General features: G+C 26.6%; 13 protein-coding genes and 1 other annotated feature. Of the genes, 1 reads left to right on the top strand and 12 read right to left on the bottom strand.

Annotated elements, in window-relative coordinates; translation table 11 throughout:
• Position 1: 1 nt before the first annotated feature.
• The 8 genes from ACEXNK_RS00880 to ACEXNK_RS00915 all read right to left on the bottom strand — a co-directional run bounded on the left by ACEXNK_RS00880 (position 2) and on the right by ACEXNK_RS00915 (position 7,138).
• A complete protein-coding gene (locus ACEXNK_RS00880; RefSeq protein ID WP_373601275.1) occupies positions 2-1,075 on the bottom strand; it encodes a BMP family ABC transporter substrate-binding protein in 1,074 nt (357 codons plus the stop codon).
• Positions 1,076-1,248: 173 nt separating this feature from the next.
• Complete coding sequence (locus tag ACEXNK_RS00885) at positions 1,249-2,004, bottom strand: response regulator transcription factor (RefSeq protein WP_373601274.1); 756 nt, start codon at positions 2,002-2,004, stop codon at positions 1,249-1,251.
• A gap of 9 nt (positions 2,005-2,013) precedes the next feature.
• Positions 2,014-3,741 carry a sensor histidine kinase gene (locus ACEXNK_RS00890; protein WP_373601273.1) on the bottom strand — a complete coding sequence of 576 codons (1,728 nt, stop codon included), beginning with the start codon at positions 3,739-3,741 and terminating at the stop codon, positions 2,014-2,016.
• A 163-nt stretch (positions 3,742-3,904) separates the two neighbouring features.
• The gene (locus ACEXNK_RS00895) at positions 3,905-4,447 is read right to left on the bottom strand and encodes a dihydrofolate reductase family protein (RefSeq protein WP_373601272.1); all 543 of its coding nucleotides are present in this window, start codon (positions 4,445-4,447) and stop codon (positions 3,905-3,907) included.
• Positions 4,448-4,561: 114 nt separating this feature from the next.
• The gene (gene zupT, locus ACEXNK_RS00900) at positions 4,562-5,365 is read right to left on the bottom strand and encodes a zinc transporter ZupT (protein ID WP_373601271.1); all 804 of its coding nucleotides are present in this window, start codon (positions 5,363-5,365) and stop codon (positions 4,562-4,564) included.
• 170 nt (positions 5,366-5,535) lie between these two features.
• Positions 5,536-6,189, bottom strand: coding sequence for a 4Fe-4S binding protein (locus ACEXNK_RS00905; RefSeq protein WP_373601270.1), 654 nt, complete (start codon positions 6,187-6,189; stop codon positions 5,536-5,538).
• 214 nt (positions 6,190-6,403) lie between these two features.
• Positions 6,404-6,940 (bottom strand): C40 family peptidase, encoded by a 537-nt coding sequence (locus tag ACEXNK_RS00910; protein WP_373601269.1) that lies wholly within the window; start codon positions 6,938-6,940, stop codon positions 6,404-6,406.
• Between the two features lie 45 nt (positions 6,941-6,985).
• On the bottom strand, positions 6,986-7,138 hold the full coding sequence (locus tag ACEXNK_RS00915; RefSeq protein ID WP_373601268.1) for a hypothetical protein: 153 nt from the start codon (positions 7,136-7,138) through the stop codon (positions 6,986-6,988).
• Positions 7,139-7,335: 197 nt separating this feature from the next.
• On the opposite strand from ACEXNK_RS00915, the gene ACEXNK_RS00920 reads away from it, so the two are divergent.
• Positions 7,336-8,034 (top strand): hypothetical protein, encoded by a 699-nt coding sequence (locus ACEXNK_RS00920; protein ID WP_373601267.1) that lies wholly within the window; start codon positions 7,336-7,338, stop codon positions 8,032-8,034.
• A 90-nt stretch (positions 8,035-8,124) separates the two neighbouring features.
• On the opposite strand, the gene ACEXNK_RS00925 is transcribed toward ACEXNK_RS00920, so the two are convergent.
• The 4 genes from ACEXNK_RS00925 to ACEXNK_RS00940 all read right to left on the bottom strand — a co-directional run bounded on the left by ACEXNK_RS00925 (position 8,125) and on the right by ACEXNK_RS00940 (position 11,749).
• The gene (locus ACEXNK_RS00925; RefSeq protein ID WP_373601266.1) at positions 8,125-9,462 is read right to left on the bottom strand and encodes a ClC family H(+)/Cl(-) exchange transporter; all 1,338 of its coding nucleotides are present in this window, start codon (positions 9,460-9,462) and stop codon (positions 8,125-8,127) included.
• 121 nt (positions 9,463-9,583) lie between these two features.
• Entirely contained in the window at positions 9,584-10,162 is a 579-nt protein-coding gene (locus ACEXNK_RS00930) for a hypothetical protein (RefSeq protein ID WP_373601523.1), read from the bottom strand.
• Between the two features lie 173 nt (positions 10,163-10,335).
• Positions 10,336-10,869: a GNAT family N-acetyltransferase gene (locus tag ACEXNK_RS00935; RefSeq protein WP_373601145.1), complete on the bottom strand. Its 534-nt coding sequence runs from the start codon at positions 10,867-10,869 to the stop codon at positions 10,336-10,338.
• A 40-nt stretch (positions 10,870-10,909) separates the two neighbouring features.
• Positions 10,910-11,749 (bottom strand): M55 family metallopeptidase, encoded by an 840-nt coding sequence (locus tag ACEXNK_RS00940; RefSeq protein WP_373601146.1) that lies wholly within the window; start codon positions 11,747-11,749, stop codon positions 10,910-10,912.
• A 378-nt stretch (positions 11,750-12,127) separates the two neighbouring features.
• Positions 12,128-12,392: a binding site (T-box leader), on the top strand.
• Positions 12,393-12,443 lie beyond the last annotated feature (51 nt).

Genomic DNA, 12,443 nt, shown 5'->3' on the forward strand with positions numbered 1-12,443 from the left:
TCTACACGCTTTTGTTATACTTATTATGTTCTAACCAATCATTTAATTCTTCAGATGTTTTTGGTATTTCTAATTTTTTTTCTATTATAGATTTTTTTATTTTCTCTACGTTGTAAGTTAAATCTGAATCTAAGTTCACATTCGAACCTTCTCTTTCATACCCAACAACGTTTTCTTCAATCCCAAACTTATGTACTCCACAAGTCCAAGTATTATTTTTTATCGAATTTATTTCTTTGTATATAATGTCATTAGCATTTCTCTTAGCTGTTGACACTATATTATCTGGCGCAAAAGAATTTTGATTTCCATCTACTCCAAATGCATATTTATCTACTTGTTTAGCTGCTATAAATACTCCAAGTCCTGATTGTCCTGCTAATTGTTGTATATAATCAGCTCCTTTATTATACATTGAAAGTGCAATTTCTTTTGCCTTTGAAGGATCTGAAAAATCATCAACTACAACCTTCATAACTTTAATATCTGGATTTATATACTTTACTCCAGCTTCAAAACCAATAGCACCCTCATTTAAATGGTCTAAATTTTTACCTAGTATAATACCTACAGTCTTTTCACTATTAACTGTATCTTCTGATAAAGCTAATCCCGCTATAACGCCATTTAAAAAAGTTTGTTGAGCCCAATTAGTATATATGGAACTTACATTAGGTAAGTCTAACTTAGAGTCCATAATAGTGAACTTTTGATTTTCAAACTCTTTAGATACTTTAGTTATAGCTTCTTCTTGCTCTGCTCCAACTGAAATTATAAGGTCATAATTTTTTGATTGTGCATATTGTCTTACTAATTTTTCATAATCCTCTTTATTTTTAGCTTCAGAGTAATCAAATTCAATACCTAAATTTTCTTGTGCTCTCAATATTCCATCATAACACAAATCATTGAATGCTTTATCTCCTAGGCCTGCATCATTAAATATTATCCCAATATTAATGACTTTGTCAGTTTTAATATCTGTTTTAATTTGATTATCTTCTTTTACATAAGCAATTATCATAATTAATACTAAAACAATTAGTACGTATAGTTTTTTGTAGTTAAGTTTCATTTATTAATTATTCCCTTCTGCTTTAACTATATTATATTCAACAAAACGTTTTCTTTCTATAAACTCTCTTGATATATATTTAAACAATATTGATATATTTAATATTAAAATTCTACCCAATGTGTAATATTTTGATTTTAAGTGTAATATTTTGACATTGAGTAGATATTTACTTATCTATCTTCTTCTGGAGAAATTCCTTTAAATTTTTTGTAGCTTTTAGAAAAATAACTCGCATTTGAATACCCTATTTCCATAGATATTTGTGATATTTTCATATCAGTATTTTTCAAAAGATACTCCGCTTTTTTCATTCTAAAATTTGTAAGATATGTAGTAAAGTTCATTCCAACTTCTTCTTTAAATAGCCTTGAAAAATATTCATGTGATAAATAAACATAACTTGCTATATCACTTAAAGATATATGTTCTTTATAGTTTTTATTTATATAATCTAAAGCTTTATTTATAGCTTTAGAGTAATTTTTCTCTGTAATACCATTTATATTCTCTTCATCTTCTTTATTATTATCTTCAACTTCTTTTTCATTATTTTTAATACATGTATGAATTTTCTCTAATACTTCCTTTAATTCTTTAGGCCTTATATCTGACTTTATTAAATACTCATAAACTCCACAGCTTATAGCTTCTTTTGCATATGAAAATTCTGCATAATTAGTAAGTAGTACTATATAAATGTCTTGATTTATTTTTTTTATTTCTTTAGTAAGTTCAATCCCGTCCATTATAGGCATTTTTATATCACTTATAATAACATGTGGATTTAAATTTATTGCAAGTTCATATGCTTCTTTACCATTTGACGCACTTGCAACTACCTTAAAATCTTCACATATATTTGAAATAGTATATGCTATCCAATCTCTTATAGGTGCCTCATCTTCTACTACTAATATATCTAACATGTTTTCCTCCTATCCAGGTAATATAAAGGTTATATTAGTCCCCTTACCTTCAATACTGTCTATTTTTAATCCATATTCTTGTCCATAGTTTAGTTGAATTCTTTCATGTACATTTATAACTCCTACTCTATTTATACTAGCTTCTTTATTCAATACATTTTCAAGTTTATCTTTAGACATTCCAATTCCATTATCTCTTATAACTATTCTTGTACCCAATGTATCTTTATAACCTTTTAAGCTTATTACTCCTTTATTATTTTCCTTTTCCATACTATATAAAATAGCATTTTCTACAATAGGCTGTAGTATAAAAGAAGGAACTTTAAAATCATTTATACATTCATCTACTTCATAAGTTATTTCAAAGCAATCTGGATATCTCATTTTTTGTAGTTCTACATAGTTTTTAATATTTTCAATTTCTTCTTCTAAGCTAATCATTTCACTAGCTTTTGGTAATATACTTCTAAGTAATTTTGTAAATCTATATAGCATTTCTTCTGCTACTTCAGTTTTATTCATAGATACCAAAAATCTTATACCACTTAATGTATTGTATAAGAAATGCGGATTTATTTGAGCTTGTAAAAAACTCAGCTCTGCTACTCTTTTTTGCTTTTCATATTTTTTAATATTTTCAATAGAAGAATCTAGCCAACTTACCATACTATTAAAAGAATTTTGTAATTGTCCTATTTCATCATCTCTATCTATTTCTACCTTTGTTTTTAAATTTCCATTCATAACTTCATTCATTTTATCTTTTATATTTAATATTGGCTTTGTTATCCATTCTGAAATCTTATAGGTAATTATTAATGCTGGAATACTTATTAATGCTATTATAAAGAATGTCCTTTGTGCTATTTTATGTGACACTTGCTCCATTATATTAGATGGTATATCTTGAATTATACTCCACCCATATTCATCTATATCTGCAACTATTTTTATGTTGTTATAGTGATTATTCGAACTTATTTCTTTTTCATTTTCTTTATATGTAGTTCCTATCAACCTTTTATCCTTACTTGATATTATTTTTCCATTAGAATCAATTATATAAATCTCAGTTCCATTATCTAAAAGATCTGAGTATCTATCATATAACATAGTTTCACTTATATCCATTATTAACACACCTAAAGTTTCATTAGTTATTAAGTCTTTTATCAATCTCCCCATTTTAAATATATTTTTATATGGTCCTACTCCATTTTCATCTTTGTAGGTGTTTATAAGAACTGTTTTGCCTTCTGCTTTTACAATTTTTTCATACCATTTTTCTTTTTTAATGTTATTTAAATCATATTTATTTTTAGAATATGTACTATAAGTTAACCCATTTTCACCTATTATATATAGTTCCGGTTTCATATTAAATTTGCCATATTTAAAAACTTGATCCATTAATAGTCCCTCTACATAAGAGTTACTTTCTTTAAGTTTTTTTTCATCACTGTAAAGCTTTTCTTTTGGTGTAGATAATATGTCTATTAATTTACTATCAACCGCTATATTATTTCCTATGCTTTCTACATTTGATAATAATATAGAAATATTATTAGAAACTTCATTTAGTACCTGAGCTCTCATACTCTGTAACTCTTCTTGTACTATTTTATTGCTATCATTTATAACCCAAGCACTTATTATCCCTGTTATTAATACTATTAACACAAATATTAGTAAGAATAGTTTAAAAGTGATACTATTTGTTTTTATTTCTATCATCCTTCCTTACTTAGATTTCCAACTAATAAGTTTATCTTATATATTATACTAAATCAATATATTTATCTAAAACGATTTCTTTTAACTTAATCATAAGTATTCTATCCTCAATTTTTAATGAAAAATAAAACTGTATTACCATGTAGCAATACAGTTTTTACATTTACTTAAATGTTTTTTCTTCTCTTTTTACATATTTTAATATTGTGATTCCTTTATCTATAACATATTCGTCTAAATGTAAGTCTATTTTAGGATTATCTCCTAAAAATAAAGGTCTTCCTTTACCTAAGATAGTTGGTATTATACCTATTATATATTCATCTATCATATCAGCTTTTATAAAGCTATCTATAGTAATACCTCCACCAAATAGGTATATGTTTTTACCCTTTTCTTGTCTCTCTTCTTCTATTGCCTTGCATATATCACCATTTATGAATTGAATATTGTCATGATCTTTTAAGCTCTTTGATGTTGCTACATATATTTTTTTATTTGGATAGTCTTTATGTAAGTTTTGCTCATAACATTTACTACCCATAACAATTACATCAACGTTGTCTAAAAACTCATTAAAATCCCATTTTTTATGAGTATCTAACTTATTGTGACCATCTCCAGTAATCCAATCAAATCCACCATCCTCTGATGCTATAAATCCATCAATGCTCATCGCCAAGTTTAATATTATTTTTCTCTTCATACTGTATTTCCTTTCATCCGCTATTTATTTTAACTTTATCTATATACTAACATATTTTTCACTATATATTATACTATCGGCAAAATGTTTTACATATAAATAATTTATTTTTAATTATATAAATAAAAATAAACTTAAAGCCATAACTGCCATACCTGATACTAATCCATAAATAGCTAGATGACCTTCTCCATATTCTTTTGCTAAAGGTAATAATTCATCCAATGATATAAATACCATAATACCTGCAACTGATGCAAATAGAATACCTAGAACAGTGTCATTTAAAAATGGCATCAATACTAAATACCCTATTAAAGCCCCTATAGGTTCAGCAAGTCCTGATGCAAAAGAATACATAAATGCTTTCTTCTTATCACCTGTAGCATAATAAATTGGAACAGATACTGAAATACCTTCAGGAATATTATGTATAGCTATTGCTACAACTATAGGTATAGCTATTTTAGGATCTTGAAGTGCTGATACAAAGGTAGCTAATCCTTCTGGAAAATTGTGTATTCCTATTGCAAGAGCTGTAAAAACACCCGTTCTCATTAGTTTTTTCTTTTTAGATTCAACATCTTCATCAATTTGAGATATATCATGTATTTCATGTGGGTTACTTTCATGTGGTATCAATTTATCTATTATCAATATAATGCATATTCCAACGAAAAAACTTAATATAGTAAATCCAGTTCCTATCTTTTCTCCGTAAATACCTATAAGTGTATCTTTTGACTCTGCAAAGATTTCTATCATAGATACATAAATCATAACACCTGCTGAAAAACCCAGGCTAACTGATAAAAATTTATAATTTGTTTTCTTTGAAAAAAATGCGATACAACTACCTATACCAGTTGATAATCCTGCTATCAAGGTTAATACAAAAGCAAAAAATATATTTTCCATATTATCTCTCCTTTTGATAATTCTAATTTATATTTATATATGCTAAATATCTTTTTATTGTTTCTATAATATCACATTTATTTTCATTTGACAAAGATTATCACTTTCATTTTTGTGATTATAAAAAAATAAGCATAGTAAACTCTTAAAAGGTTACTATGCTTATCATTTTATTTTTTCATAGAAAGTTCTAATTTAATTGAATCCTTAGGGCATTTGTATACGCACTTTTGACAGAATATACAATCAGAATCTTGAACTTTACCTTCTTTATATTCTTTTGGTGATATCCCCATAGGACAAGCTTTTGCACATAACCCACAACTTACACAGCTACTATCAACTTCTAAATTAATTTTTCTTCCTTTTATTTTAGCTACAAGAGCCGACAAAGTCCCCATTGGACAGAAATTACACCATGTACGTTGATTATAAAATAAACCTAAAACTATACCAACTATAGATGTTATTACTATAATTTTATAAAATACAAATCCTATTCCATATAAATTTCCCCAATTTTTATAAACACCCATAGTAAAGTTAAATATTATTAAAAACACCATAAATGCTCTAAACCCTGTACTTTTCAAAAACTTAGGCACTTTCTTTTTAGGCGAAAACCTAGCTAGTACATTTTCATAAAAGTTCCCTCTTGGACAATAGTTTCCACACCAATACCTTCCTCTCCCCGATATTGCTAAAATAACAGGTGCTACCATACATATTATAGCTATAACTGCAAATCTCATATCAAATAATGATAATACCAAGAAAAATAAAAATATTAAGTATCCATACTTTTTATACATATCTTTTAGCATTTCTTCTCCTCCTATTTATATAATTTTTTCTGCTATGAATACATTATATAAATTTATATAATTTTTTTATGTGACTTTGTAACATTTCTTTAATTAATTAGTTTTTTTAATAAATACAATTTATTTATCCATAAAATATTCGTTAAGTATAGTCTACTTAAACGTAAAAAAGTACCTACATCATATTTTTATGATGTAGGTACTTTTTCTTTAATTATGGTCTTCTAGCACCTCTATAATGTGTTTCATAATATCCAGTTAATTTAGATTTTTTTATTCCATCTTTCGAGTTTGCTGCATGTACAAATTCGTTATTTCCTACATACATACCAACATGACTTACTCTTCCTTTTCCCATAGTATCGAAAAATACTAAGTCTCCAACTTGTAAATTTTTCTTATCTACAGCTTGTCCAAATTTACTTTGTTCATATGATGTCCTAGGTATATCTTTACCTAAAGCATTTTTATATACATACTGAACTAATCCTGAACAATCAAATGTATTTGGCCCCGTAGCTCCCCATACATATCTATTTCCAACTTTACTTTCTATTAACCTTACTGCATCATCCATTTTATTATTACTGCTACTTACATTATTAATACTATTTATATTGTTAGCTACAGTATTATTCTCTTCTTTAATAGTATTATTTTTTATAATATTTGTATTATTATTTTCAGCTTTATTTATGTTTTTGTTGTTTTCATAAGTATTAACTCTATTATTATTAACAGTACTTAACAATGTATCTAAAGTTTCTAGGCCACCCTGGCTAGAGTTGTTACATGCTCAGTTTCCACTAGAACTAGCTAGTCCCCCTAATGTATTTTGTAATATAAAATCAAACATATTTGGTTGACTGCTTGAATTAGTTTTATTATTTGAATTAGCTTGACTTATTGCATTTAAAAGCTTAATTGTAACCATTTGATTAACATCCATAGTGAATCTCCCTTATGTCTTTTATCTATTATTTAAGTTTATAATTAAAAAACCATATAATTTAATAATACGGTTATATATAAAATATATTTAGCTTTTTATTTTGTATTTTTATTGTAAATATTTTTTTGTAGAAATTTGTTATTATTATAATAAGCAATATACAAAAAATTCAATCATTGAGAGGAGATGGTAACATGAAATTAAAGATAGCTTTACTAGCATTAATTATGAGTACTACATTGGTAGGTTGTTCAAACTTTAAAGAAGAAAATAATAATGAATTGTCAAAGGATACATCTAATGTTGTAGATAATAATTTAAATAAAACAAATACCTCTGATAACATTTCAGATTCTCAAAACGTAACTCCTCAAGAGAATAATACTATAGAAACTGAACTTAAAAGTAATGATAATCAATCAGAAGATACTCAACCTAAATTCGAAAGTAATATTAAGCAAGATAACATAGAAACAGATTCTAACAAGCCTTCTTATGAGAATTTCAAATTATATACTTTAGATGTAAATGATACTGATAAAATAGTAGAGTATGAAAATATAAGTTTAGATAAAAATCTTTCTGTAAATGATAAAATAACAAAGTTGTTGTTAGCTTTGAAAAAAGATTATTTCCAAGATGATAAGGCTAATATATACCTTGAGTCAATAGATAACAATGGTATTGCAACTATAAACTTAGTTGATGAAGCTTCTTGGAGACCTCATTTCCAAGGTTCTACAGGTGGACAAGTTAGTCAAAAAACAATAATTGAAACTATACTACAAAGGGATTATACTGGAGATTGGATAAATGGTGTAAATGTAATTATAGATGGAAAAAAACAAGAAGTCTTTGACCATGCATCTTTTAATGCAACTTTCTATAGATAGTATACAAAAACTTAATTTAATATAATTATATATGTAAAAAGTTGTCTCAAACCCTATTATTAAGATTAAGTTTTGAGACAACTTTTTTATTTACTTATTATTATTTTCTTCAACTTGCTCATAAGCCTTTACTTTATTTTCTAACAGTGATTCATATATAGGTGGACAGTTTAATAAATTAGCAACTAAATATGCAACTCCACATACAACTATCATAGGCCCTAATTGTGTAAGTGCTCCACTCATCTCAAATACCAATATAAAACCAGTAATAGGAGCTCTAACAACTGACGAAAACATACCTGCCATTGCTAACAATATAAAATTATTTAAGTACATACTATTTGCAAGCCCAGCAAATACAGTAACCTTTGTAAATATTAATCCAACTAACCCTCCTAAGGTTAAAATAGGAAATAATATTCCTCCAGGTGTTCCTGGCGCAAAACTTATAAATGAAAAGATATACTTTCCTACTAATAATATTATAGCTATCTTAAATCCAAGACCACTTCCTAAAATACTATTCATTAGCTTATCTCCCCCACCTAAAACTTGTGGTAAAAACATGCCAAATACTATAGCTAACATAAAAGGTATTATCATTTTATATCTTAGCTTAATATTTATTTTTGAGTATAAATCTATAGTTTTAAGTAGTCCTTTATTATAAATAACTCCGCATAATCCAACTACTATTCCAAGCATTATTAATATAATATAATAATTTGCTGGTATATCTAAAACTTTATCAACAATTAAAGTGTGTGTTTCTCCAAAGAATAACCATGTTACTAAATCGGAGCTTACACATGACGCAATTGCTGTTACTAATAGTATTGGAGCAAAACTCTTATGTATTTCTTCTAGTACAAACATTACACCTGCAAATGGTGCATTAAATGCTGCTGCTAATCCTGCTCCTGCTCCACTTGAATATAAATACATTTGTTCTTTTTTATCCAGTCTAAATTTTCTAGATATTCCATGCGCAAAGCTTGCTCCTAATTGAATAGATGGACCTTCTATTCCAAGTGATAATCCTGCTCCCATAGATAAAACACCATTTATAAATTTACTAAATAAAATTTTAAATGAATGAAGAATTTTTAAGCGACCTTTTAAACACCCCTCAATTTGTGGAATACCACTACCTGATATCATAGGATTTTTTTCAACTGAATACCCAACAATATATCCAATAATAACAAACACTAGTATTCCTAAAATTATATATGCATAATGGTTACTCATAAATTTATATATATTTAAACTTATTTGACCTGCATAGCTAGAACACCACCTATATAAAGAAACTATAAACCCTGCAGCTGCCCCAATTATAATACTTTCAAAAACAATTTTTATTTTAAAAGTATCTGAACAGTTTTCTTCATTAACTAAGCAATCTTCTTCTGTATTATTCATTGTATCACCTCTTAGATACTATTACCCCAATTTAATAATTACTTAACTTTTAAATAAGTTTTTTTAATATTATAAAAAACACTTCAAAATATACGTTAATATCTTGAAGTGTTAAATCACTCTAATCTTTATAAAAAATATTGCTTATTTTATCATAGCTTTCATATATTTTTTTATCGCAATTAACCATAATAGACTCTATATAGTCATTTAAAATAAATGTTATACCTTCTATAACATTGTCTTTATTACACTTATGTGTGTATAATATCGTTAACTTATTAAAAACTTTAATTATATTTTCAATATTTAACTTAGCTATATACTCGTATTGTAATAAAAAACAAATTATAGATTCTTTATTTTCAAAATTTTTTAATTCATTAATTGTATATTTTAAAGAGTTATCATTTTTACAATCAATATTTTTTAATAAATTTATTATATCTATTAAAAAATCTTTCAATATTCTATATTCATCACAGCCATCATAATCTATATAAAATTCAATAGCTACTATTCTTTCTATTGGTATATATACATTTGTGTTCTCATATTTCCCTGTACCTATTAATTCTAATACATTATTTTTTATGCAAATAATATATCCTTCATAGTATATTTCTTTTATAGCTACTCCAACTCTAGAATCTTTAATTATAGGATCTTTGAGCATATTTTTTAATATGGAATTTATCATATTATCACCTCATAAATCCCCCATTATATATTATATTAATTTTATAATTTATGTTACATCAACTATAAAATTAATTTTTAAGTACTAGCTAAAATATTCCCAATAATATATAACACTAAATATCCCAGATATTATTTGCTCTTTTATATTTTTTAAAATATTAATATTATATCCTAATATTTCTTATTTATATTTTCAATAGAATAAATTAAATGTTTCATTTCTTTACCTTCATATATTTTTATATATTCTCCTTCTTCTTTCATGTTTAATCTCTTTGCTACATTTAGTGAAGCTTTATTTTCTGGTCTTATTTGTGCTATAACCTTATTTGTATTCAGAGTTCTAAATGCATAATCTATACATGCTCTTATACCTTCTGTAGCATATCCTTTATTCCAATATTTTTTATTTAATATATATGCTACTCCTATGTATTCTTTTTCCTCTATATTCTCTACAAGTGGTCCCATAACTCCAACCACATCATTGCTTAATTTGTTTACTGCTAAATAATAGCTAAATCCGTCCTTAGCATACCTATTTATATTTTTTTCTATCCAAGATCTAACTTCTACATCTGAAAATGCCTTTTCCCAAGCATACATAATTTCAATGTCTTGTAGTATGTTAGCTATTTCTTCATAATCATTTTCTGTTATTTCCCTTAGTATTAATCTTTCTGTTTGTATAACTTCATTTATCATAATATACCCTCCACGATGTTTACCTTTTACTTTTTATAATTTAGTCTATTCTAACTATATAGTCTCTTACATAATTAAAAAGTTCAAGTCCAATTTCTATACTAGGAGCTTCCCATACAGCCTTTTGTTCATCAAAACTGCCTTTCCAACTTATATTTTCAGGTATTTTATATATAAATTCATCTGTTAGTGATAAAGTAAATTCATATGGCCCTTCTACATTTATAACTTCCATATTTTCACTATCCTTAAGAGCTTTTAAGACTTCACATTTTATCATATCATAATTATCTTTTGCACTTGGTTCCCACTTCTTAGATTTATCTTTTACTGGAATTGCATGTACTTTTTTATTTAATTCTCTAGCTTCATGCATTGATACACTGCATCCAATATTTGCTATATATCTTGTTCCTTGAAAACTTAATACTCCCATAGACATTTCAGATATATGCATTTTATTTAATGTCCACTCTTTTATTGGAGGACTTTTTATTGTATGGGCAAAATAAGCATGCTCTTCTCCATATCTTGCATGTTGACCTACTGTAATTACTCCATATGGATTAATGTCTGCTTGTCCTCTAATTCTCCTATAGTCAAAGCACCTATCTTCTGTATCAAAAAATTTAACATTATTAGGAAGTTTATCTATTAAAATATTATATTCTTTATCTCCTGCACAGTGCCCATCATATATTAATATTTCATCAATTCCAAATTCATTACATGCATCACATACTGCTAAAACATCTGATGTTATATAGCTTCTCCCCAACTCTATCCACTCTTTTGATGAATGTTCTTTAGCCATGTAGTTTTCTTCAAAAATTCCGGATGCACCTTCCATATCACATATAAGTATTATTTGTTTTTTCATAAAACCCATCCCCCTACCTATAATAAGCAAATTTTAAAACTTAATCTCAATTATATATCCAACTAATTCATTAAGTTTTAATAAAATATAAAAAGGCAAAAGTAAAATTTTACTTTTGCCTTAACTAAATAAATGTCTAATTATTATAAGTATATCATACCATAAGATTAAAATAGTATTATTTTTAGTTGCATGTAAATTTAATTTAAATGTGTGTTAAGACCTGCAAAATTAAACAATACAGAGACTCAACAGAACACACCCATTTCATAGTTTCTAAGTGATTACCATAATTTTACATAAACTGTTTATTTAAATTTCTATTGACATATAATTTTAATAGTTTTATTATTAATAACAACAAACCAATAAACTTTATTAAATGCGATGATAAGAAATAGTAAAAGTAATTATTATTTAACAGAGAGTTACCGGAGGGTGAGAGGTGCAATTGAGATTACTTTGAACACATCTTTGAGCAGAACACCGAAAAGTTATACTTAGTAGGCTGTTTCCGGATACCCTGCACCCGTTATAGTGCTAGAGTATAAGCAATTTATTTATTGCCGTACTCAAAGAGGTTAGAGTCGTGAGATTCTAATAAAAAGAGGTGGAACCACGTGAGTTAGCTCCCGTCCTCTAGCTATTGCTAGAGGCGGGAGCTTTTTTAGTTTATTTCCTTATGCGCGCAAAG

Source organism: Paraclostridium bifermentans (assembly GCF_964259345.1).
GTDB lineage: Bacteria > Bacillota > Clostridia > Peptostreptococcales > Peptostreptococcaceae > Paraclostridium > Paraclostridium bifermentans_B.

Bases quoted from the DNA above. Each gene is read 5' to 3' on its own strand.
- ACEXNK_RS00905 (WP_373601270.1), bottom strand. From the start codon at position 6,189: ATGCTAAAAGATATGTATAAAAAGTATGGATACTTAATATTTTTATTT.
- zupT (WP_373601271.1), bottom strand. From the start codon at position 5,365: ATGGAAAATATATTTTTTGCTTTTGTATTAACCTTGATAGCAGGATTA.
- ACEXNK_RS00915 (WP_373601268.1), bottom strand. From the start codon at position 7,138: ATGGATGTTAATCAAATGGTTACAATTAAGCTTTTAAATGCAATAAGT.
- ACEXNK_RS00890 (WP_373601273.1), bottom strand. From the start codon at position 3,741: ATGATAGAAATAAAAACAAATAGTATCACTTTTAAACTATTCTTACTA.
- ACEXNK_RS00885 (WP_373601274.1), bottom strand. From the start codon at position 2,004: ATGTTAGATATATTAGTAGTAGAAGATGAGGCACCTATAAGAGATTGG.
- ACEXNK_RS00930 (WP_373601523.1), bottom strand. From the start codon at position 10,162: ATGATAAATTCCATATTAAAAAATATGCTCAAAGATCCTATAATTAAA.
- ACEXNK_RS00880 (WP_373601275.1), bottom strand. From the start codon at position 1,075: ATGAAACTTAACTACAAAAAACTATACGTACTAATTGTTTTAGTATTA.
- ACEXNK_RS00940 (WP_373601146.1), bottom strand. From the start codon at position 11,749: ATGAAAAAACAAATAATACTTATATGTGATATGGAAGGTGCATCCGGA.
- ACEXNK_RS00925 (WP_373601266.1), bottom strand. From the start codon at position 9,462: ATGAATAATACAGAAGAAGATTGCTTAGTTAATGAAGAAAACTGTTCA.
- ACEXNK_RS00920 (WP_373601267.1), top strand. From the start codon at position 7,336: ATGAAATTAAAGATAGCTTTACTAGCATTAATTATGAGTACTACATTG.
- ACEXNK_RS00935 (WP_373601145.1), bottom strand. From the start codon at position 10,869: ATGATAAATGAAGTTATACAAACAGAAAGATTAATACTAAGGGAAATA.
- ACEXNK_RS00895 (WP_373601272.1), bottom strand. From the start codon at position 4,447: ATGAAGAGAAAAATAATATTAAACTTGGCGATGAGCATTGATGGATTT.